A 22,192-nucleotide genomic window follows, 5' to 3' on the forward strand; every position below is an offset into this window, starting at 1 on the left:
CTGGGGCGGCGCTCCCGAAGTTCCCGGCGCCCCAGTTGCCCCCGGTGCCCCTGGCCCGGCGGACCGGCGGCGCAATGGCGGCCTTACGGCCGTCATCGCGGTGGCGGCCGCCGCCTCGGTGGTCGCGGGCGTTCTCGTGGTCACGGATGACGGCAAGGGCTCCCGGGGCGGCTCGTCGGACGATGTCGTCCAGGGCCCACCGGGAGCGCCGGGCTCCGGCGGCTCGGACGGATCCGGGGAGCCGGACGCCTCCGGTGGCTCACAGGGCCCGGGAAACCTCGTCACGCCCGCCCACAGCTCCGGGCCCGGCGGCACCACCGTGGTGATCGGCGAGGCCGGGGCCAAGCACACCCTCGACGTCTACGAGGATCTGCGCTGCCCGCCGTGCGCCTCCTTCGACCAGGCGGTCGGGCCGACCATCGCCAAGGACATCAAGTCCGGCAAGTACAAGGCCTCGTTCCACTTCGCCGCCATCCTCGACAAGAACATGGGCGGCGGCGGCTCCGCGAACGCCCTGAGCGCCCTCGGGGCGGCCCTGGACGTGAGCCCCGACACCTTCCTCGACTACAAGGCCGCGCTGATGTCGTCGAAGAACCACCCCGAGGAGAGCGAGGACTCCTACGCCGACGACGACCAGCTGCTGACCGTCTCCCAGGAGGTGTACGCGCTCAAGACGAACGCCTCCTTCCGGGAGGCTCTCCGCGAGGGCACCTACGACCCCTGGGCGAAGAAGATGATCGCCGACTTCGACGCCTCCGGGGTGAGCGGCACCCCCACCGTCAAGCTCGACGGCTCCCAGCTCACCGGCAGCGGCGGCTCCACCCCCGCGACCGCGGCGGAGTTCACAGACGCGGTGGACAAAACGCTCAAGAGGTGAAACGCGCAGGTCAGGGGCGGGTGGTCGGCCGCCGGGCCGGTTCTTCACATGGTCCCTACAGCCGTTCATGGCAGAATTCGAAGTCATGGACGGCACCGGACCGCAGCTGAGGACAGTGCGCGCGGCGCTCTTCACGGCGCTGTGTGTCACGCTGTCCTCGGCTTCGCATGTCCTGCTGACGCGGGCCCCGCTGCCGCTGGGCACCGTCGCCGCGCTCGCGGTGGCCGTCTTCGCCGTCGCGTACGCCCTGGCGGGCCGGGAGCGGGGCTTCTGGTCCATAGCGGCCCTGATGATCCCGCTGGAGCTGGCCGCCGACACGATCTTCACCACCGGCCAGCAGGCCTGTTACGGACAGTCCGGCGGCCCGGTGGCGGGCTCCCTGCGCTCCATGGGCGTCACCGTGCTGTGCGGCGGCGACCTCGGCGGTCCGCTGCCCGGGGTCTCGCAGAACGGCGTCGCCACCCCGCTGGCGGCCGCCGTGAGCTCCGCCACCCCCTGGCTGCTGCTCGCCGCGCATATCGCGGTGGGTCTGATCGCCTCGGCCTGGCTGCGCCGCGGCGAGGCCGCCCTGAGCCGTCTGCTGGCCTCCGTGGCCGCCTTCGCCTTCCGGCCGCTGCTGCTGGCCGTCGCGGTCCACGCGGCGGCCCTGCTGCCCCACCGCCGGGCCCCGCGGCCCGTACGTCCGGTGCGCCCGGCACCGGCCCTCCCTCTCCTCGTGCACTCCGTGGTGCGTCGTGGACCGCCCCGCTCGGCCGCTGCCTGAGCACAGCGCTCCACACCCCCGTACGCATCACTGACGACGCACACCCACGGAGATCGAACCATCATGAGCAACCGCAACAGCCAGCAGAACAAGCAGGCCGCGCGCGAACGGCTGCGTGCCGAGCGCGAGCGCCAGGCCAAGAAGGACCGGATGCGGCGCCAGCTGTTCGTCGGCGGCGCGGTCGTCGCGGTCCTCGCGATAGCCGGCGGCATCGGCTACGCCGTCACCAACATGAACTCGGACAACCCCAACCAGAAGTGGCGGGCGGCGGCCGAGAAGAAGACGTTCGCCAAGCCCGCCAACGCCACCGGCCCCCAGGGCACGACGATCGTCATCGGCGACAAGAAGGCCAAGAACACCCTGCACGTCTACGAGGACATGCGCTGCCCGGTCTGTTCCCAGTTCGAGAAGTACACCGGCCCGACCGTGCTCAAGGACATCAAGGACGGCACCTACAAGGCGCAGTTCACCATGGGCACCTTCCTCGACGACAACAAGCAGCAGCCCGGCGCCGGCTCGAAGAACGCGCTGAGCGCGCTCGGCGCGGCCCTCGATGTCAGCCCGCAGGCGTTCCTGGACTACAAGGAGGCGCTGTACGCGCCGAAGAACCACCCGGAGGAGACCGATGACGCCTTCGCGAACGACCAGAAGCTCATCGACGTCGCCCAGCAGGTCAAGGAGCTCAAGGGCAACACGGCCTTCGAGAAGGCCGTGAAGAACGGCACCTACGACCGGTGGGCGCTGGCCATGTCCAAGACGTTCAACGACACCAAGGACGTCACCGGCACCCCGTCCTTCAAGCTGAACGGGAAGAAGCTCCAAGTGGGCGAGAACCCGCCGATGACCCCGGACCAGTTCACCCCGCTCGTCAAGGAGAACCTCAAGAAGTAGCGTCCGGCCCCTCTCAGGCCGGGTCGGCGGGCGTGCCCTCGAGGGTGCGCCCGCCGACGGCGTTCGGCCCCCGCGGGCCACGGCCCCGGTGACCTGGCGGCGACGGGTGGGCGAACATCCCCCAAGCCCCCTGTCCCCGCGGGCTACTTGTCAGTAATCTCCTCGGCCGTGACCGACCTCCACATATCGCGCCGAAGCGCCGTCACGGCCGCGGCGGCCGCCGCCGCCCTGCTGCCCCTCGTCCCGGGCCCCACCGCCGCCGCCTCCGGACCCGCCTTCCTGCACGGCGTCGCCTCGGGCGACCCGCTGCCCGACGGGATCCTGCTGTGGACCCGTATCACGCCCGCCCCCGACGCCGTGCCCGGCTCGGGGCTCGGCCCCGCCGTCGAGGTGACCTGGGAGGTCGCCGAGGACCGGGACTTCCGCTCGGTCGTCGCCCACGGCACCGTCAAGGCCGCCGCCGACACCGACCACACCGTCAAGGCCGATGTGCGCGGGCTGCGGCCCGCCACCGGCTACTTCTACCGCTTCGGCGTGGACGGCGGCGTCCGCTCCCCCGTGGGGCGCACCCGTACCGCCCCCGCGCACGACGCCACGACCGAGGGGGTGCGCTTCGGCGTGGTCTCCTGCGCCAACTGGGAGGCGGGCTGGTTCTCCCCGTACCGCCATCTGGCCGCCCGCACCGACCTGGACGCGGTGCTCCATCTGGGCGACTACATCTACGAGTACAAGAGCGGCGAGTACCCGGCGGCCAAGGACGTCGTCCGCCCGCACGCCCCCACCCACGAGATCGTCACGCTCGCCGACTACCGCGTCCGGCACGGCAACTACAAGACCGACCCCGACGCCCAGGCGCTGCACGCCGCGCTCCCCCTCATCGCGATCTGGGACGACCACGAGTTCGCCAACGACGCCTGGTCCGGCGGGGCGGAGAACCACACGCCCGGCACCGAGGGGGCGTGGGCCCAGCGGGTGGCCGCCGCCAAGCAGGCGTACTTCGAGTGGATGCCGGTGCGCCCCTCCACCCAGGGCACCACCTACCGGCGGCTGCGCTACGGCAACCTCGCCGATCTCCACCTGCTCGACCTGCGCTCGTTCCGCTCCCAGCAGGCGGCCACCGGCAGCGGGGACGTGGACGACCCGGAGCGGACCCTGACCGGGCGCGCCCAGCTCGACTGGCTGAAGTCGGGCCTGACCGCCTCGGACACCACCTGGCGGCTGGTGGGCAACTCGGTGATGATCTCACCGGTCGCCTTCGGGGCCCTCCCCGCCGAGCTGCTGGGCCCGCTGGCCGAGCTGCTGGGGCTGCCCAAGGGCGGGCTGGCCATCAACACCGACCAGTGGGACGGCTATACGGACGACCGGCGCGAGCTGCTCGCCCACCTCACCGACCACGGGATCGGCAACACGGTCTTCCTCACCGGTGACATCCATATGGCGTGGGCCAACGACGTACCGGTGAAGGCCGCCACCTATCCGCTCTCCCGCTCGGCCGCGACCGAGTTCGTGGTGACCTCGGTGACCTCCGACAACCTCGACGATCTGCTGCATGTGGCGCCACAGACGGTGTCCCTGGCGGCGGCCGCCGCGATCAGGGCCGCCAACCGCCATGTGAAGTGGGTGGACATGGACTCGCACGGCTACGGCGTGCTCGATGTCACCCCGCTGCGGGCCCAGATGGACTACTACACCGTCTCCGACCGGACCGATCCGCACGCCACGAGCGCCTGGACGCGGTCGTACCGCACCCAGGCGGGCAGCCAGAAGATCGAGCGCGCCGACGCGCCCGTGCGCTGAAGGCTCATCCCGTACGTCAGAGACTCACCCCGTACGGCGAAGGCTCACCCGTACGTCAGAGGCTCAGAGGCTCGCCAGGAAGCCGAGCGCCACCCGCCAGGTGGCCTCGGCGGCCTCCTTGTCGTAGTCCGGCAGCTCGGGGTCGGTGAAGATGTGCCCGGCCCCGCCGTAGCGGAAGACCTCCACATCGGCACCGGCCCGCCGCATCCGCAGATACCAGGCGTTCAGCCAGTCGTGTGGCTCGAACGGGTCGGGGTCGGCCACATGCAGCTGCACCGGCAGGTCGTCGGCCGCGGCGTCGTCGGCGATGTCCGAGGTGCCGTGCAGCAGGAGCAGTCCGCGCGCCTTGTCGTCGCCCAGCGCCAGGTTCTGTGCCAGGGAGCCGCCGAGCGAGAACCCGGCGTAGACCAGCCCGCGGTCCGAGTACGGCGCGGCGGCGGTGATGGCCCGTTTCAGCAGCTCGTCGCGGCCGATCCGCTCCTTGATCACCATGCCGTCCTCGACGGTCTCGGCGGTCTCCCCCTCGTACAGGTCCGGCACGACCACCTCATGCCCGGCCGCGCGCAGCCGGTCGGCCGCCTCGTGCACGGCGGGCCGCAGCCCGTACGCGGAGTGGAACAGCACAATCGTCGAGGTATCGGCCACCGCCGTCACTTTCCTTCCCGTTTCACTTTCCGTGGGTCGCCCCCTCCTATCGTGCCAGTCACAGTCTGAGGACACCCGATCCGGGGAAGGCGGGACAGGACACCCTGGAGTCTCCCTGGGGAAGGATGAGGTAGGTGTCCATGGAGGACGTGCTGCGTCCGCTCATCGTCATCGGCGGCTCACTGGCCATCACGCTGTTCATCGGCTGGGCCGTCGACTGGCTGCTGCGGAGGGTCGATGCCCGGCATCCCGAGACCCCCCTGTGGGGCCATCTGCGTCGCTGCCGGCTCCCTCTTCAGGTGACCGTGTGCACGGCGTTGCTGAGCGGTTCGTACGACAAGACGCGGGCGAGGGTCGTCCAGGAGCACGAGTCGGCGATCGGCCAGTTGCTGGCGCTGGTGCTCATCGCGGCCACGGCGTGGCTCATGGTGCGGGTCTCCTCGGCGGTGGTGGAGTCCTCCTACTTCCGCTACGCCTCCTCCAGCGCCCACGACCCCGCGCGGGTGCGCCGGGTGCGCACCCAGGTGACGCTGATCCAGCGGGTGGTGGCCGCGATCGTCGGCGTGGTGGCGGCCTCCGCCATGCTGCTGACCTTCCCGACGATGCGCACGGTGGGCACCTCCATGCTGGCCTCCGCCGGGATCCTCGGGGTGGTCGCCGGTGTGGCCGCCCAGTCCACGCTGGGGAACCTCTTCGCGGGGCTCCAGATCGCCTTCGGCGACATGGTGCGGATCGGCGACACGGTGGTCGTGGACGGCGAGTGGGGCACGGTCGAGGAGATCACGCTGACCTTCCTGTCCGTACGGACCTGGGACGAGCGCCGGATCACCATGCCGGTGTCGTACTTCACCAACAAGCCGTTCGAGAACTGGTCGCGCGGCGGCACCCAGAAGGTGGCCACGGTCTTCTTCCACCTGGACCACACCGCGCCGATCGAGGAGATGCGGGAGCACCTGCGCGAGATCGTGCAGAAGTCTCCGGCCTGGGACGGCCGGGACTGGAACCTGGTGGTGACGGACACCACCCCGAGCACCATCGTGGTGCGGGCGCTCATCACGGCGCGGGACCCGGACGACGCGTGGACGGTGCGCTGTGAGGTGCGCGAGAAGATGATCACGTGGCTGCGGGACGCCCATCCGTACGCCCTGCCGCGCATCGCCACCGCCCCGGCCGTCCAGGCCCCCCAGTCGCTGCTGGAGAGCGAGCGGCGCCGTGAGCGCCATGACCACTTCGCCCGCTTCGAGGACGGGCTGCGCAAGGACTCCTCGCGCTCGCTGTGAAGCCGGCTCGCGATTGAAGCCGGCTCGCGGTGAAGCCGGTGGCAGGTCGCTACAACGACCGTCGCATCGCGCGGTGCGGGATGCCGCTGCCCTCGTCGAACTCGGGGCCGAACGCCTCGTAGCCCAGCCGCTCGTAGAAGCCGAGCGCATGGGTCTGGGACTCCAGATAGACCTCGGCCAGACCGCGCCGGCGGGCCTCCGCCTCGACGGCCTGGACCAGCTCGGCCCCCAGCCCGGTGCCCCGCGCCGCCCGGGCCACCGCGAGGCGGCCGAGCGCGGCGGTGGTGGCGCCGTCCACACCGGCGTGGCCGTACTTCTTGTCCGCGGCCGCGCCGTGCAGGAAGCGGACGGTGCCCACCGGGCGGCCCCCGTCGTCGGTGGCCAGGAGGTGGACGGCGTGCGCGTCGTACGCGTCCATCTCCTCCTCCTCGGGGATCCGCTGCTCCACCACGAAGACCTCCCGGCGGACCGCGAAGCAGCCGGACAGGTCCCCGTCGGTCACGACCTCGATCACGCGCTCTCCGCCTTCACGATGTCCAGCGCCCCGCGCAGATCGTCCGGGTAGACGCTCTCGAACTCGACCCAGCCGCCGTGCGCGGGGTGCTCGAAGCCGAGCCGCACGGCGTGCAGCCACTGCCGGGTCAGCTTCAGCCGCTTGGCGAGCGTCGGGTCCGCGCCGTAGGTGAGGTCGCCGACGCAGGGGTGGCGGTGGGCCGCCATGTGCACCCGGATCTGGTGGGTGCGGCCGGTCTCCAGCTTGATGTCCAGCAGGCTCGCGGCCCGGAACGCCTCGATGAGGTCGTAGTGGGTGACGCTCGGCTTGCCCTCCGCGGTCACCGCCCACTTGTAGTCGTGCTGGGGATGGCGGCCGATCGGGGCGTCGATGGTGCCGCTCAGCGGGTCCGGGTGGCCCTGGACCAGCGCGTGGTAGCGCTTCTCCACGGTGCGCTCGCGGAACTGCTGCTTGAGCACGGAGTACGCGAGCTCGGACTTGGCGACGACCATCAGCCCGGAGGTGCCGACGTCCAGCCGGTGCACGATCCCCTGGCGCTCGGCGGCGCCCGAGGTGGAGACGCGGAAACCGGCGGCGGCGAGCCCGCCGATCACGGTGGGGCCGCTCCAGCCGGGGCTGGGGTGGGCGGCGACGCCGACCGGCTTGGAGACGACCACGATGTCCTCGTCGTCGTGCACGATGTCCATGCCCTCGACGGGCTCGGCGACGATCCGCACCGGCGGCGCGGCCTGCGGCATCTCGACCTCGAGCCAGGCACCCCCGGAGACCCGGTCGGACTTCCCGGCGACACTGCCGTCGAGCTGCACCTTTCCGGCGGCGGCCAGCTCGGCCGCCTTGGTCCGGGAGAAACCGAACATGCGGGCGATAGCGGCGTCGACGCGCTCGCCCTCCAGACCGTCCGGTACGGGCAGGGTGCGGATCTCGGGAATCGTACTCACCCGACGAGTATGCCGGACCGCGCGGCCCGGTTCGTACGTCAGTCCTTGTGGACCCTGCCGTCAGCCCTGGTGGGCCGCGCCGTCAGTCCTTGTGGACCGTGCCGTCCGGGTCCAGACCGCGGAAGGACAGGATCACGATCAGGAAGCCACCGCACACGATGGCCGAATCGGCGAGGTTGAAGACCGCGAAGTGGGAGGGCGCGATGAAGTCCACGACCGCCCCCTGGAAATCCCCGGGCGCCCGGAAGATCCGGTCGGTGAGATTGCCGAAGGCCCCGCCGAGCAGCAGCCCGAGCGCGATGGCCCAGGGCAGGCTGTGGAGCTTGCGGGCCAGCCGCGCGATCACCACGATGACGCCGACCGCGATCACCGTGAAGACGATGGTCATGGCCTCGCCGAAGCCGAACGCCGCGCCCCGGTTGCGGATCACCTCGAACTGGAGCCAGGTGCCGATCACCTCGACCGGGGCGTGGTGCTCCAGCTTCGCGACCACGGCCAGCTTGCTGGTCAGATCGATCAGATAGGCCAGTGCCGCCACCACGAGGAGCACCCCGACGCGCCGCTTCCCCCTGCCCGCCACGGCCTCACCGGATCCGGCGGCGCTGGTCCCGGCGCCCCCCTCCGCCTTCCCCGCGTCCGGCGTACCGATGGCCTGCTCCGCCTCTGTCACGTGAGTCCCTCAACCTCGTGAGTCTGTCTCCCCCTGTGAGGGACGAGGGTACGGCACACACGTACGGGCGTCAGCGCCGCTCCTGGCGCTGCTTGCACTCGACACACAGCGTGGCCCGGGGGAACGCCTGCATCCGCGCCTTGCCGATCGGGTTGCCACAGCTCTCGCACAGCCCGTACGTCCCGGTGTCCAGCCGGTCCAGGGCCCGCTCGGTCTGGAGCAGCATCTCGCGGGCGTTTCCGGCCAGGGCCATCTCATGCTCGCGGGTGATGTTCTTGGTGCCGGTGTCGGCCTGGTCGTCGCCCGCGCCGTCACCGGAGTCGCGCATCAGCCCGGTGATCGCCTCCTCGGAGGCGAGGATCTCGGTGCGCAGCCGGCCGGCCTCGGTCAGCAGCCCGGAGCGCGCCTCGTCCACCTCCTCGGCCGACCAGGGGTCCTCGCCCGGGCGGACCGCGAGCTCACCGGGGTCGACGGGAGCGCCCGCCGCACGGGCCTTGGGCAGGGGCGGCGCGGTCGTCGTGGCCTTCTTGTTCGTCGGCGCACCACCCGAGGTCTTCTTCGCAACCACTTTCCTGGCTCCCGTCTTCTTCGCGGGCACCGCCTTGTCGACGGGCGCGCCCTTCTTGGCGGGCGTCTCCGACTTCTTCTTCGGTGCGCTTTTCTTCGCCGCCTTGGCGGCGCCTTGCGCGGCGGCCCTGCCGGGTGCCGCGGTCTTGTTGACGGTCTTGTTGACGGCCTTCTTGCCCGAGGCGCTCTTCTTGCCGGGCGCGGCCTTCGTCGCCTTCGCCGTGCTCTTCTGCACGGTGGTCTTTCTCGCCACCATGGCCGCGGCCCCTTCACATATTGTGATCTTGCGCGCGAATCGTTCCGGAACGATAAATCGACTCCGAGCGGGCGGCAACGGGGCACGCCGCCCGATTCGCCCGGCTTGCCCGTACGACAACCCGGTCTCCACCGTTGTGCCCCACTCCACGCCCGGTAATCCGTCCGGGATCCGGTCTCCGGTGGTTACCCAGCGTGACGGGCCTGATCGCGGCCCCGGGCGTCCGGCCATTCGGGGCAGTCCGCCGGACCCGGCCGTCCCCCACTCGGCGCAGTGACCCGGCGGTGACCGAGCAGTGCCATATTCGGTCGGCCCCGGTCTCCTCGGCCCCGTACACTGGGCGCAGCGAGAGGCGTGGATGGGGACGAGTAGCGTCGTAGGCGGCCCAGAGCGACCCGGGGACGGTGTGAGCCCGGGGGCGAGCGCGATGTGAAGGATCACCCCGGAGCCGCCGGAAGAACGCCCGCCCTGGGTCAGTAGAACCGGCATCGCGATCCCAATGAGGGGGCCGGGAGCCAGCCGCTGCCGGCCAAGGAGGGTGGTACCGCGGGAGCGCACGGCTCTCGTCCCTCCGACGGAAACGGAAGAGCACGTGTCCGCCGGAGGAAGAAGAGCCCCGATGACGCCGCAGTACCGCCAGGTGCCCGCCCAGGTCGACCTGCCCGCCCTCGAGCACGCCGTGCTCGACTTCTGGCGGGAGAACAAGATCTTCGCCCGTAGCCTCGAGCAGTCCGAGGGACGGCCCGAGTGGGTCTTCTACGAGGGCCCCCCGACCGCGAACGGCATGCCGGGCGCCCACCACATCGAGGCCCGCGTCTTCAAGGACGTCTTCCCGCGCTTCCGCACCATGCGGGGCTACCACGTCGACCGTAAGGCGGGCTGGGACTGCCATGGCCTGCCGGTCGAGCTGGCGGTCGAGAAGGAGCTGGGCTTCAACGGCAAGAAGGACATCGAGGCGTACGGCATCGCCGAGTTCAACGCCAAGTGCCGGGAGTCCGTGACCCGGCACACCGACGCCTTCGCCGAGCTCACCACCCGGATGGGGTTCTGGACCGACCTCGACGGCGCGTACTGGACCATGAACCCCGGCTACATCGAGTCGGTGTGGTGGTCCCTGAAGGAGATCTTCAACAAGGGGCTGCTGGTCCAGGACCACCGCGTGGCCCCCTGGTGCCCGCGCTGCGGCACCGGGCTGTCCGACCACGAGCTGGCCCAGGGCTATGAGACGGTCGTCGACCCCTCGGTCTTCGTCCGCTTCCCGCTGACCTCGGGCCCGCTGGCGGGCGAGGCGGCACTGCTGGTGTGGACGACCACGCCGTGGACCCTGGTCTCCAACACCGCCGTGGCCGCACACCCGCAGGTGCGCTATGTGGTCGCCAGCAACGGCGAGGAGAAGCTGGTCGTCGCCGAGCCGCTGGTCGAGAAGGCGCTCGGCGAGGGCTGGACGGTCACCGGCGAGTCCTTCACCGGGGCCGAGATGGAGCGCTGGGGCTATCGGCGCCCCTTCGAGCTGGTGGACATCCCCGACGCCCACTTCGTCGTCAACGCCGACTATGTGACGACCGAGGACGGCACCGGTCTGGTCCACCAGTCCCCCGCCTTCGGTGAGGACGACCTGCTGACCTGCCGGGCCTACGGGCTGCCGGTGGTCAACCCGGTCCGCCCGGACGGCACCTTCGAGGAGGGCCTGGACCTGGTCGGCGGCCAGTTCTTCAAGAAGGCCGACGAGGCGCTGACGGCGGACCTCAAGGAGCGCGGGCTGCTGTTCCGGCATGTGCCGTACGAGCACAGCTACCCGCACTGCTGGCGCTGCCACACCGCGCTGCTCTACTACGCCCAGCCGTCCTGGTACATCCGCACCACCGCGATCAAGGACGCGCTGCTGCGGGAGAACGAGAAGACCAACTGGTATCCCGAGTCGGTCAAGACCGGTCGCTATGGCGACTGGCTCAATAACAACATCGACTGGGCGCTGTCGCGGAACCGCTACTGGGGCACTCCGCTGCCCATCTGGCGCTGCGCCGAGTCCCATCTCACCTGCGTCGGCTCCCTCGCCGAGCTCTCCGAGCTGACCGGCACCGACCAGAGCGGTCTGGACCCGCACCGGCCGTACATCGACGCGGTCACCTTCACCTGCACCGCCGACGGCTGCTCGCTGACGGCCGAGCGGGTGCCCGAGGTCATCGACGCCTGGTACGACTCGGGCTCGATGCCGTTCGCGCAGTACGGCTATCCGTACCGCAACAAGGAGCTCTTCGAGCGGCGCTACCCGGCGCAGTTCATCTCCGAGGCCATCGACCAGACCCGCGGCTGGTTCTACACGCTGATGGCGGTCGGCACGCTCGTCTTCGATAAGTCCTCGTATGAAAACGTGGTCTGCCTCGGTCACATCCTGGCCGAGGACGGTCGCAAGATGTCCAAGCACCTGGGCAACATCCTTCAGCCGATCCCGCTGATGGATCAGCACGGCGCGGACGCGGTGCGCTGGTTCATGGCCGCCGGCGGCTCACCGTGGGCGGCCCGCCGGGTGGGCCACGGCACCATCCAGGAGGTCGTGCGCAAGACGCTGCTCACCTACTGGAACACGGTGGCCTTCCAGGCGCTGTACGCCCGCACCTCGGGCTGGGCGCCGTCCGCGGCCGACCCGGCCCCGGCCGAGCGGCCGCTGCTGGACCGCTGGCTGCTGGGTGAACTGGGCACGCTCACCGAGCAGGTCACCGAGTCCCTGGAGGCGTACGACACTCAGCGCGCCGGAAAGCTGTTGTCGGCCTTTGTCGACGACCTGTCCAACTGGTACGTGCGCCGCTCGCGCCGCCGCTTCTGGCAGGGCGACGCCGCCGCGCTGCGCACCCTCCACGATGTCGTCGAGACGGTCACCCGGCTGATGGCGCCCCTGGTGCCCTTCATCACCGAGCGGGTCTGGCAGGACCTGGTCGTCCCGGTGACCCCGGAGGCCCCCGCCTCCGTGCACCTGACCACCTGGCCGGAGCCGGACCGGTCGATGATCGACCCGGCCCTCTCGGAGCGGATGGCGCTCGTGCGGCGCCTGGTGGAGCTGGGGCGCGCGACCCGCGCGGAGTCCGGTGTGAAGACGCGCCAGCCGCTGTCGCGCGCGCTGGTCGCCGCCTCCGGCTTCGAAGCCCTCGGCGCCGAACTGCGCGCCCAGATCGAGGAGGAGCTGAACGTCTCCTCGCTCGCGTCGCTGAGCGAGGTCGGCGGCTCGCTGGTCGACACGACCGCGAAGGCCAACTTCCGCGCCCTGGGCAAGCGCTTCGGCAAGGGCACCCAGCCGGTTGCCAAGGCGATCGCGGAGGCCGACGCGGCCGCGCTGTCGGTCGCGCTGCGCGAGGGGAACGCGTCGGTCGTGGTGGACGGCGAGACGGTCGCCCTCTCCCCCGACGAGGTCATCATCACCGAGACGCCGCGCGAGGGCTGGTCCGTCGCCTCCGACGCGGGCGCCACGGTCGCCCTCGACCTGGAGATCACTCCGGAGCTGCGGCGCGCGGGGCTGGCCCGTGATGCGATCCGGCTGATCCAGGAGGCCCGTAAGAACAGCGGGCTGGATGTGGCCGATCGGATCGCGCTGCGGTGGCAGTCGGCCGACGAGGAGCTGCGTCGGGCCCTCGTCGACCATGCCGAGCTGATCGCGGACGAGGTCCTCGCGACCGACTTCGCGGCGGGCGAGGCCGATGCGGCGTACGGCGCCCCCTTCGAGGACGCCTCCCTGGGCCTGACGTTCCGCCTCCGCAAGGCGTAACCCGGACCGGGGGTTTGTTCCCCTACCCGCCCCTTCCCGAACCATGGGGCTCCGCCCCCTGGACCCCGGACGCCCTTCGGGCGTGTCCTCAATCGCCGGACGGGCTGAAAACAGCCCCTCCGGCGCTTGAGGACCAGGGACCGGGGCGAACGAGCTGAAATCAGCCCGCCCGGCGATTGAGGACCAGGGACCGGGGCGAACGAGCTGAAACCAGCCCGCCCGGCGATTGAGGACCAGGGACCGGGGCGAACGGGCTGAAACCAGCCCGTCCGGCGATTGAGGACCGGGGTCCGGGGCGGAGCCCCGGTTGTGGGAAGGGGCGGGTACGGGAACAAACCCCCGCCGCCCCCGGGCGCACGGCAAAGGGCCGGGGCCCAGGAGGAAGCTCCTGGGCCCCGGCCCTTGTGATTGCCGAACGCTCCGCGCCTACGCGCCCCGCGCCAACGTCAGTTGTCGTCCTCGTCGATGAGGAAACCCCGCATCGGACTCGGCGCCTGCTGCATCGGCTGCGGACTCTGCGGCCGCACCGGTGCCATCGGCTGGGTCATCGCGGGAGACATCTGCTGCTGGCCACCGTAGGACGGCGCTCCACCGTTCTGGTTGTGGCCGCCCATGGACTGGTTGCCACCCATCGTGTGGCCACCCATCGTGCCGGCGCCGGCCGAGGCCATGGAGCCGCTCATCGAGGGGGACGGCGGCAGCGAGGCGGTCGCCGGGGTGCGCGGCGGGGCGAGCGAGTCGTCGGCCTGGTTCTCCAGCTGGCGCAGCTGGCTCTCCAGGTACGACTTCAGCCGCGTGCGGTACTCGCGCTCGAAGCCGCGCAGGTCCTCGACCTTGCGCTCGAGCGTGGCACGAGCGGACTCCAGGGAGCCCATCGCGACACGGTGCTTCTCCTGCGCGTCCCGCTCCAGCGCGTCGGCCTTGGCGCGGGCGTCCCGCTCCAGGCCCTCGGCGCGGCTACGGGCCTCGCCGACGATCTTGTTGGCCTCGGAACGGGCCTCCGCGATCGCCTGGTCGGCGGTCTGCTGCGCGAGCGAGAGCACGCGCGCGGCGCTGTCGCCGCCCGGGCCCTGCCCCGGCTGCGGCAGCTGCGGGCCGCCAGGACCGCCGGGGCCACCCGGGCCACCGGGACCGCCCATCGGGCCACCCATGGGGCCGCCGGGACCCATGGGACCGTTCTGGCCCATGGGGCCGGGTCCGCCCTGCTGCATCGGACCAGGGCCGCCCTGCTGCATCTGGCCGGGACCGCCCTGCTGCATGGGACCGGGGCCGTTCTGGCCCATCGGTCCGGCCGGCAGCTGCGGGGCTCCGCCCGGGAGTTGGGGCGGGCCACCCATCTGCTGCTGGCCGGGCGGCACCGGCTGCGGCGGTCCAGATATGGCGGCGGGCACGGGTGCGCCCGGCCGCTCCTGCTGTTCGGGTGGCTTGCGCATGCCTTGTTGCTGGCTCTGGGCCGCGGCACGTGTCGCGGCGGCCAGCTTGGCGCGCAGGTCCTCGTTCTCCCGCAACAGCCGAGTCAGTTCGGCTTCGACCTCGTCGAGGAAGGCATCGACCTCGTCCTCGTCATAGCCTTCTCGGAGGCGGACGGTCGTGAACTGCTTGTTCCGCACGTCCTCGGGGGTCAACGGCATCTCTACTTCACCTCAACGTAGTCGTCGGCAATCGGCAAGACCGTATCGTTCACACCCTGCTCGCAAAATTGCTCACGACGGTGATCAGGATCCAGACGATGATCATCAGCACGAAGAAGGACAGGTCGAGCGCCACACCCCCGAGACGCAACGGCGGAATGAACCGCCGTAGCAGCTTGAGTGGCGGATCGGTCACAGTGTAGGTGGCCTCGAGGATGACCACCATCGCCCTACCGGGTTGCCACGAGCGCGCGAACTGGAAGACGTAGTCCATCACGAGCCTGAAGATCAGCACGATCAGGTAGCAGTAGAGCGCGATGTAGATCACCTGTAGTGCGATGCCCATCCCGCGCGTCCCTCTCCCCTGGTTCGTACTCGGCCTTTCGGCCTCGGATGACTCGGTGTTGCCGGTTTGCCGTTTTTGCGTCTCAGCTCTGGTTGAAGAACCCGCCCTCTGCGATACGGGCCTTGTCCTCCGCCGTGACATCGACGTTAGCAGGAGACAACAGGAACACCTTCTGCGTCACCCGCTCAATGCTCCCATGGAGACCGAACACCAGACCGGCCGCAAAGTCGACAAGTCGCTTCGCATCCGTGTCGTCCATCTCCGTCAGATTCATGATCACGGGAGTGCCCTCACGGAAGTGTTCCCCGATAGTACGGGCCTCGTTGTAGGTCCGGGGGTGCAGTGTGGTGATGCGGTACGGCTCCCGCTCGGACACGACCTTGGGCATGATCACTGGGGCGTTCTTCTCCAAGTTCTGACGTTCAGGTGTGATGGACGCCACGGGGGCGATTCGCGCGGGTCGCCCGGTTTCCACCGCAAGTGGAGCCGGTTCGCGTTGTGCGGGAGGGTGGACGACTCGCACAGATTCGCCCCTTTCCGGCCGCGGTTCGGTCTCCACCACCTGATGCCGCCGGCGGTCCCGCTCCCGCTCGGGCTCCGGCTCGGGCTCGAACTCGTCGTCGGGGTCGAATCCCCGGCCGTCGTACCCATCGTCCTCCACGAGGCCGAGGTAGACCGCCATCTTGCGCATCGCGCCGGCCATTTTCTGCGTCCTCCGCTCTGTGGTGGATCGGCTCCGCCACCGGATGCCATGGATCCACGTGGCCCGCCCGCCTTTTGACGGGAATGACCATATTTTCTGCTGTGGTCCGACTTCTTCGCGACGTTACCGGAGCCCGGGTCGGACTCCGAGTACCGCAGTGCCGACGCGCACATGTGTCGCCCCCGCCGCCACCGCTTCCTCGAGGTCCGAGCTCATCCCCGCCGAGACCATGTTCGCAGCCGGATGGGCCACGCGCAGGCGGGATGAGATTTCCATCAGCCGGTCGAACGCCGCCCGCGGCCGCCCCTCGTAGGGACCCGCCAGCGGGGCGACGGTCATCAGACCGTCGAGCCTGAGCCCTTCGGCCTCGACCACGGACTCGGCGAGCCGTTCCACTCCGTCCGGTCCCACCCCTCCGCGCTCTCCCCGGTCACTGGAGTCCACGTCGAGCGCGACCTGAATCAGGACGCCCAGCTCCCGCGCGGCCCCCACGGCCGCACGGGAGAGCGCGTCGACCAATCGCTTGCGATCGACAGATTGCACCACATCGGCATAACTCGATACGGAACGCACCTTATTGGTCTGCAACTGCCCGACAAAGTGCCAGATCAATGGCAGATCCGCGCATTCCGCGGCTTTGGGGGCGGCCTCCTGGTCGCGGTTCTCGGCGACATGCCGTACGCCGAGTTCCGCGAGCAAACGGACATCGCTCGCCGGATAGGTCTTGGTGACCACGATCAGGGTCACCTCTTCGCGCTTGCGACCGGCCCCGGCGCAGGCGGCAGCGATACGTTCCTCCACCCGGGCCAGATTCGCGGCCAGTTCCGCCTTGCGATCCGTCACAGCTCAGCCGCCCAACCAGACATAGCTCGCGAGCCGCCCCGTGGTGCGCTCGCGCCGGTACGAGAAGTGGTCCGCCGACTCCAGGGTGCAGATGTGAGATTGTCCATCCATCTCGTCCATCCGCACACCCGCGCGTGTCAGTTGGGCCCGCACACCGGCCGCCACATCGACGGCGGGGGTACCCCAGCTGGTCTCGGACCACGCCTCCGGCACGGTCTCGGCCACATCGGCGCGCATCTCCGCGGGGACCTCGTAGCAGCGGCCGCAGACCGCGGGACCGGTGCGGGCGACGATCCGGGCGGGCTCCGCGCCCTGTTCGGTCATCGCCCTCAGCACCGCCGGGACCACTCCGGCGACCAGTCCCGGCCGCCCGGCGTGGGCGGCGCCGACGACCCCGGCCACCGGATCGGCCAGCAGCACCGGGGTGCAGTCGGCGGTGAGGACGGCCAGGGCGAGGCCCCGACGCCGCGTCACCACCGCGTCCACCGCCGGGATCTCCTCGTCCGACCACGGTCCGTCGACCACCGCGACGTCCCGGCCGTGCACCTGGTTCATCCAGACGACCGCCGCCGGGTCCAGGCCCATCGCCTTGGCGGCCAGCTCGCGGTTGGTCCGTACGGCCTGGGGGTCGTCGCCGACCGCCCCGCCGAGGTTGAGCTCCTCATACGGAGCGGCGCTCACCCCGCCCCACCGGTCGGTGAAGGCGAAGTGCGCGCCGCTCGCGTCGTGCTGTTGCGCTATCACGTCTGGTTCACTTCAAAGTCGCCGTCGAGCCATACCGGACGGCTCACTTCAGGAAGTCCGGGACGTCCAGCTCCTCGGCCTGGCTCTCCGGGTAGGGGCGAGCCGGGGGGACCTGGGGGTGCGGGGTGGGCGCCGGGGGCGGCGGCACCTCGGCGACCGGGGCGGGGTCCGCCGGGGCGGGCTCCTCCTCGCGCGGGGTGACGCTGCCGAGCCCGCCGAAGGACGGGCGGCTGCCGCTCTCCTGGCCGGCCGGGCGGTTCGAGGAGCCGCCGGTTCCCTCTTCGCGGTTGCCGCCGCTGTAGGAACCGAGCACCTTGTCGCGGTTCTTCGCGGGCGGCTGACCGCCGTCGAAGCCCGCCGCGATCACGGTGACCCGGACCTCGTCGCCGAGCGCGTCGTCGATCACCGCGCCGAAGATGATGTTGGCCTCGGGGTGGGCGGCCTCGCTCACCAGCTGGGCGGCCTCGTTGATCTCGAACAGACCGAGGTCCGAGCCGCCGGAGATGGAGAGCAGCACGCCCCGGGCGCCGTCGATGGACGCCTCCAGCAGCGGCGAGGAGATCGCCATCTCGGCCGCGGCCACCGCGCGGTCGTCACCGCGGGCCGAGCCGATGCCCATGAGCGCCGATCCGGCCTCCGACATCACGGACTTGACGTCCGCGAAGTCGAGGTTGATCAGACCCGGGGTGGTGATCAGGTCGGTGATGCCCTGAACACCCGACAGCAGCACCTGGTCGGCCGACTTGAACGCGTCGAGCACGCTCACCTGACGGTCCGAAATGGACAGCAGCCGATCGTTCGGGATCACGATGAGGGTGTCGACCTCGTCCCGCAGACCCGCGATGCCGTCCTCCGCCTGATTGGCGCGGCGACGGCCCTCGAAGGTGAACGGACGGGTGACCACACCGATCGTCAGTGCGCCCAGCGAGCGGGCGATGTTCGCGACCACCGGGGCACCGCCGGTGCCCGTGCCGCCGCCCTCACCCGCTGTCACGAAGACCATGTCGGCCCCCTTGAGGACCTCCTCGATCTCCTCGCGGTGGTCCTCGGCCGCCTTACGGCCGACATCGGGGTTGGCGCCGGCTCCCAGGCCCCGGGTGAGCTCACGACCGACGTCCAGCTTGACGTCCGCGTCACTCATCAGCAGGGCCTGCGCATCGGTGTTGATCGCGATGAACTCGACGCCCTTGAGCCCGACCTCGATCATCCGGTTGATGGCATTCACGCCACCGCCGCCGATGCCGACGACCTTGATGACTGCGAGGTAGTTCTGCGGTGCTGCCACGTCGAAGGCCTCTCGCCTCGAGTTACGTGTCGTCACCCCGCCGTTGTGCGGTGCGCCGACTGATGCCGAATGGGACGGTTCCGATTGCCGACCCCAACCCTAACGCTGAAGTTTAGGGTTACCAGTGCCTCTGTTTCCCGGACTCTTCGGAACAGGACACTAAGTCGACAAGTGGCGCGCGTTCAATGAACACGCCGAACCTCCCGCTTTTCTTTTCACCCTATGTGATCACCCAGTGGGCTAGCCAACCAGGGTGCTGGCCTGCCGCTATCCACGTCAACTGCGAGACACCGCGGGGGCACTCGGCGCTTGGACGTCGAAGTGGTCGGCGTCCGGCCGCGCTTTCATCAGGGCGGTGAGCGCCTTGGCCTTCGCATCGCCGCGCTCTCCGCTCCCCCAGGCGATGGTACGGCCCCCGGTCAGCTCCAGGGTGATCGAATCGTACGAGCGGACCCGGAGGGAACGGGTGTCCTGGCGGACCTTCTCGGGGAGTTGAGTGACCACCCGGACCGCCTCGCGGCGCAGTGCGGTGGGGCCGAAATGGCGCGAACTCGGCGACCGATCCGGCTCCATTTCCAGCAGCGGAACCCCCTTGGGACGCTTGCTCAGGGTGGAGAACCTGACCCCCGTGGCGTCCACTTCGTGGAACTTCCCGTCCTCTTCGACAATGGCTTCGGGCCTGCGTTCCGTCACTACCAGACTGATGGTGTGCGGCCATGACCGGGATACGTCCACTTTCGCAATCCGCTTCAGCCGCTCGCGCACACGATGTTCGATCGCCCCCGTGTCCACCGCCACCAGCGGGGTGTTCAGGGATACGTCGGCGGCGTCCGTCACGTCCTCGGCGGTGAGGACGGTGGTGCCCGCGACCCGCACCCGCTCGGTCCGCAGCCAGCTCGAGCCGTAGAGCAGCCAGACGGCCCCGGCGCCGAGCAGGGTCACCGCCACCACCGTCACCAGCAGGGTGCGGCGGCCGGGCGGCCGGAGCCCACGGCGCACCCGGAGCAGGCGTGGGGGCGGGCCGGACGGAGTCGTCCCTCGTGCACCGCGCTCGGCGGTCGACGGTCCGGCCACGCTCCCTGCCTCCTCACGCCTGGCGGCGTGCGCTGATCGCCTCGTACACCATGCCGACCAGCAGCTCGTCGGCGTCCCTGCGGCCGAACTCGGCGGCGCGCCGGGACATCTCGTACAGCCGGTGCGGATCGCCGAGCACCGGCAGCACATTGCTCTGCACCCACTCGGGGCTCAGCTCGGCGTCGTCGACCAGCAGCCCGCCGCCCGCCTTGACCACCGGCTGGGCGTTGAGCCGCTGCTCGCCGTTGCCGATCGGCAGCGGGACGTAGGCGGCGGGGAGTCCGACGGCGGACAGTTCGGCGACGGTCATCGCGCCCGCGCGGCAGAGCATCATGTCGGCCGCGGCGTACGCGAGGTCCATCCGGTCCACATACGGTACCGGGATGTAGGGCGGCATTCCGGGCATGTTGTCCACATGCGGCAGTTCGTTCTTCGGACCGACCGCGTGGAGCACCTGGATCCCGGCGCGCTGGAGGAACGGCGCCACCGTCTGGACCACCTCGTTCAGCCGCCGCGCGCCCTGCGAGCCGCCGGAGACCAGCAGCGTCGGCAGGTTCTGGTCGAGCCCGAAGGCCGCGCGGGCCTCGGGGCGGACCGCGGCCCGGTCGAGGGTGGCGATGGAGCGGCGCAGCGGAATGCCGACGTAGCGGGAGTTGCGGAGCTTGCTGTCCGGGGTGGAGACCGCCACGAAGTGGGCGTAGCGGGAGCCGATCTTGTTGGCGAGGCCGGGGCGGGCGTTGGCCTCGTGGACGACGATCGGCACGCCGAGCCGCTTGGCGGCCAGATAGCCGGGCAGGGCCACATAGCCGCCGAAGCCGACGACGCAGTCGGCCTTGGTGCGCTCCAGGATCTGCTCGGCGGCCTTGATGGTGCCGCGCAGCCGCCCGGGGACGGTGATCAGTTCAGGGGTGGGCTTGCGCGGCAGCGGTACGGCCGGGATGAGCCCCAGCTCATAGCCGCGCTCCGGTACGAGCCGGGTCTCGAGCCCGCGCTCCGTGCCGAGCGCCGTGATCCCCACGGTCGGGTCCTGCCTGCGCAGGGCGTCCGCGAGGGCGAGCGCGGGCTCGATGTGGCCGGCGGTCCCCCCACCGGCGAGTACGACATGCACCGAAATTCACCGCTCTCCGGACGGCCGCCTCTTGACGGGCCGTCTCATCGTCTTCCGTCTCACCCGAGCCAGCTTCTTCCGCAAAGCAGGCTGCCGCATGGCCAGCGCCGCCCGCGCACCGGGCTCAGCCCGGGCGAAGGCGATCAGCAGGCCGACGGCGAACATGGTCGGCAGCAGGGCGGACCCTCCGTAGGAGAACAGCGGGAGCGGAACACCCGCGATCGGCAGCAGACCGAGCACCGCGCCGATGTTGACCACGGCCTGCGCCGTGATCCAGGTGGTCACACCTCCCGCGGCGTACCTCACGAAGGGGTCCTCCGTGCGTCCGGCCACGCGGATACCCGCATAGCCTAGAGCCGCGAAGAGAACGAGAACGGACAGCGTCCCCGCCAAGCCGAGTTCCTCCCCGGTAATGGCGAAGATGAAGTCGGTATGCGGTTCGGGTAGTTCGCCCCATTTCTCCATACTTGCCCCGAGTCCCGAGCCGAACCAACCGCCGTTGGCGAGCGCGTAGATCCCGTGCACCGCCTGCCAGCACTGATCGTTGGCACCGGGCTCGGTGGCGCCGATACAGGCGAGCCGGGACATCCGGTTGGCGCTGGTCTTGATGAGCACCATGCCGATGAGCCCGGCGAAGGCGAGGACGCCCGCGAAGAGCCGGGTGGGGGCGCCGGCCAGCCACAGCAGGCCGAAAAGGATCGCAGTGAGAATGATCGCGGTGCCCATGTCCCCGCCCAGCATGATCAGGCCGAGCAGCATGCCGGTCGCGGGCACCAGCGGGACCAGCAGATGCTTCCACTGGGCCAGCAGCCGCTTGTCCTGTTTGCGGGCGAGAAGATCGGCACCCCACAGGACCAGCGCCAGCTTGCCGAACTCACTGGGCTGGAGCAGGAAGGGACCGCCGAAGGAGATCCAGTTCTGGTTGCCGTTGACCGCGATGCCCATGCCCGGGACCTGCACCAGGCACATCAGGAAGAGCGAGACCGCGAGCAGCGGATAGGCGAAGGCGCGGTGCAGTTTGATGGGCATCCGCACGGCGAGCAGCATCAGCGCGCCGCCGAGCGCGGCGGCGAAGAGCTGTTTGCGGAAGAAGTACGACGGTGCGAGCCCGGACTGGAGCGCCTTGATCTGGGAGGCGGAGTAGACCATGACCAGCCCGAGCACCAGGATCAGCAGCGAGCCGCCGAGCAGCAGGTAGTACGCGGTCAGCGGCCGGTCCCAGGCCCGCCTGACGCGCTGCTGGAGCCCGCGCAGGGCATCCAGGACATTCACCCTCGGCGGGCGGCGTGGAGGCCGGGAGGCGGCCGCCGTGCCGCGCGGGCGGGCCGGTGACGCCGCCCGGCCCCTGCCCCGTACGGCCTCGCGCAGCCGCGGGGTGCCGCCCGAGCGCGGCACCGGGCGGCCGGTGCCGGGGCGGGCCGTCCGGGAGCGCGGGGCGGCGGGCTGGTCAGGCGTCATGTCGTATCCCCTCCGGTTTCCCCGCGCGAGCGGTCCTCGCGGGGG

20 protein-coding genes are annotated in these 22,192 nt (G+C 70.5%); 6 read left to right on the forward strand and 14 right to left on the reverse strand.

From position 1 onward, the window contains the following. The first annotated feature begins 100 nt into the window (after positions 1 to 100). The 4 genes from ACT2CW_RS16355 to ACT2CW_RS16370 all read left to right on the forward strand — a co-directional run bounded on the left by ACT2CW_RS16355 (position 101) and on the right by ACT2CW_RS16370 (position 4,328). Entirely contained in the window at positions 101 to 877 is a 777-nt protein-coding gene (locus ACT2CW_RS16355) for a thioredoxin domain-containing protein (protein ID WP_445517092.1), read from the forward strand. 67 nt (positions 878 to 944) lie between these two features. Beyond that, positions 945 to 1,640 (forward strand): hypothetical protein, encoded by a 696-nt coding sequence (locus ACT2CW_RS16360; protein WP_233361429.1) that lies wholly within the window; start codon positions 945 to 947, stop codon positions 1,638 to 1,640. A 63-nt stretch (positions 1,641 to 1,703) separates the two neighbouring features. Further along, the gene (locus ACT2CW_RS16365) at positions 1,704 to 2,531 is read left to right on the forward strand and encodes a thioredoxin domain-containing protein (RefSeq protein WP_445517093.1); all 828 of its coding nucleotides are present in this window, start codon (positions 1,704 to 1,706) and stop codon (positions 2,529 to 2,531) included. 168 nt (positions 2,532 to 2,699) lie between these two features. After that, the gene (locus ACT2CW_RS16370; protein WP_445517094.1) at positions 2,700 to 4,328 is read left to right on the forward strand and encodes an alkaline phosphatase D family protein; all 1,629 of its coding nucleotides are present in this window, start codon (positions 2,700 to 2,702) and stop codon (positions 4,326 to 4,328) included. 63 nt (positions 4,329 to 4,391) lie between these two features. Here the strand turns inward: ACT2CW_RS16370 and ACT2CW_RS16375 are convergent, their stop codons facing one another. Next, complete coding sequence (locus ACT2CW_RS16375) at positions 4,392 to 4,982, reverse strand: dienelactone hydrolase family protein (protein ID WP_037948965.1); 591 nt, start codon at positions 4,980 to 4,982, stop codon at positions 4,392 to 4,394. Between the two features lie 131 nt (positions 4,983 to 5,113). On the opposite strand from ACT2CW_RS16375, the gene ACT2CW_RS16380 reads away from it, so the two are divergent. Further along, the gene (locus ACT2CW_RS16380; RefSeq protein ID WP_445517364.1) at positions 5,114 to 6,253 is read left to right on the forward strand and encodes a mechanosensitive ion channel family protein; all 1,140 of its coding nucleotides are present in this window, start codon (positions 5,114 to 5,116) and stop codon (positions 6,251 to 6,253) included. Positions 6,254 to 6,302: 49 nt separating this feature from the next. Here the strand turns inward: ACT2CW_RS16380 and ACT2CW_RS16385 are convergent, their stop codons facing one another. The 4 genes from ACT2CW_RS16385 to ACT2CW_RS16400 form a co-directional block, all read right to left on the reverse strand. Continuing rightward, a complete protein-coding gene (locus ACT2CW_RS16385; protein ID WP_445517095.1) occupies positions 6,303 to 6,767 on the reverse strand; it encodes a GNAT family N-acetyltransferase in 465 nt (154 codons plus the stop codon). Next, on the reverse strand, positions 6,764 to 7,705 hold the full coding sequence (locus tag ACT2CW_RS16390) for an RluA family pseudouridine synthase (protein WP_445517096.1): 942 nt from the start codon (positions 7,703 to 7,705) through the stop codon (positions 6,764 to 6,766). Before ACT2CW_RS16390 ends, ACT2CW_RS16385 begins: the two co-directional genes overlap by 4 nt. An 82-nt stretch (positions 7,706 to 7,787) precedes the next feature. Further along, the gene (gene lspA / locus ACT2CW_RS16395) at positions 7,788 to 8,375 is read right to left on the reverse strand and encodes a signal peptidase II (protein ID WP_164436881.1); all 588 of its coding nucleotides are present in this window, start codon (positions 8,373 to 8,375) and stop codon (positions 7,788 to 7,790) included. Positions 8,376 to 8,445: 70 nt separating this feature from the next. Beyond that, the gene (locus ACT2CW_RS16400) at positions 8,446 to 9,198 is read right to left on the reverse strand and encodes a TraR/DksA C4-type zinc finger protein (RefSeq protein ID WP_445517097.1); all 753 of its coding nucleotides are present in this window, start codon (positions 9,196 to 9,198) and stop codon (positions 8,446 to 8,448) included. Between the two features lie 619 nt (positions 9,199 to 9,817). Between ACT2CW_RS16400 and ileS the strand changes: the two genes are divergently transcribed. Further along, positions 9,818 to 12,955 carry an isoleucine--tRNA ligase gene (gene ileS / locus ACT2CW_RS16405; protein WP_445517098.1) on the forward strand — a complete coding sequence of 1,046 codons (3,138 nt, stop codon included), beginning with the start codon at positions 9,818 to 9,820 and terminating at the stop codon, positions 12,953 to 12,955. A 446-nt stretch (positions 12,956 to 13,401) separates the two neighbouring features. Here the strand turns inward: ileS and ACT2CW_RS16410 are convergent, their stop codons facing one another. The 9 genes from ACT2CW_RS16410 to ftsW form a co-directional block, all read right to left on the reverse strand. Further along, positions 13,402 to 14,586 carry a DivIVA domain-containing protein gene (locus ACT2CW_RS16410; RefSeq protein ID WP_164437003.1) on the reverse strand — a complete coding sequence of 395 codons (1,185 nt, stop codon included), beginning with the start codon at positions 14,584 to 14,586 and terminating at the stop codon, positions 13,402 to 13,404. 49 nt (positions 14,587 to 14,635) lie between these two features. Then, positions 14,636 to 14,932 carry a YggT family protein gene (locus tag ACT2CW_RS16415; RefSeq protein WP_014060001.1) on the reverse strand — a complete coding sequence of 99 codons (297 nt, stop codon included), beginning with the start codon at positions 14,930 to 14,932 and terminating at the stop codon, positions 14,636 to 14,638. Between the two features lie 82 nt (positions 14,933 to 15,014). Beyond that, complete coding sequence (locus ACT2CW_RS16420; RefSeq protein ID WP_030831675.1) at positions 15,015 to 15,635, reverse strand: cell division protein SepF; 621 nt, start codon at positions 15,633 to 15,635, stop codon at positions 15,015 to 15,017. A gap of 123 nt (positions 15,636 to 15,758) precedes the next feature. After that, positions 15,759 to 16,478: a YggS family pyridoxal phosphate-dependent enzyme gene (locus tag ACT2CW_RS16425; protein WP_164437001.1), complete on the reverse strand. Its 720-nt coding sequence runs from the start codon at positions 16,476 to 16,478 to the stop codon at positions 15,759 to 15,761. A gap of 3 nt (positions 16,479 to 16,481) precedes the next feature. After that, positions 16,482 to 17,222 carry a peptidoglycan editing factor PgeF gene (gene pgeF, locus ACT2CW_RS16430; RefSeq protein WP_445517099.1) on the reverse strand — a complete coding sequence of 247 codons (741 nt, stop codon included), beginning with the start codon at positions 17,220 to 17,222 and terminating at the stop codon, positions 16,482 to 16,484. Positions 17,223 to 17,265: 43 nt separating this feature from the next. Next, positions 17,266 to 18,507, reverse strand: a complete 1,242-nt coding sequence (ftsZ, locus tag ACT2CW_RS16435) for a cell division protein FtsZ (RefSeq protein WP_138911099.1) — start codon at positions 18,505 to 18,507, stop codon at positions 17,266 to 17,268. Positions 18,508 to 18,783: 276 nt separating this feature from the next. Further along, a complete protein-coding gene (locus ACT2CW_RS16440; RefSeq protein WP_445517100.1) occupies positions 18,784 to 19,581 on the reverse strand; it encodes a cell division protein FtsQ/DivIB in 798 nt (265 codons plus the stop codon). A 13-nt stretch (positions 19,582 to 19,594) separates the two neighbouring features. Next, positions 19,595 to 20,689, reverse strand: coding sequence for an undecaprenyldiphospho-muramoylpentapeptide beta-N-acetylglucosaminyltransferase (gene murG, locus ACT2CW_RS16445; protein ID WP_037948994.1), 1,095 nt, complete (start codon positions 20,687 to 20,689; stop codon positions 19,595 to 19,597). A gap of 6 nt (positions 20,690 to 20,695) precedes the next feature. Beyond that, the gene (ftsW, locus tag ACT2CW_RS16450) at positions 20,696 to 22,147 is read right to left on the reverse strand and encodes a putative lipid II flippase FtsW (protein ID WP_414084498.1); all 1,452 of its coding nucleotides are present in this window, start codon (positions 22,145 to 22,147) and stop codon (positions 20,696 to 20,698) included. Between the last annotated feature and the right edge of the window lie 45 nt (positions 22,148 to 22,192).

Source organism: Streptomyces sp. NEAU-174 (assembly GCF_052665095.1).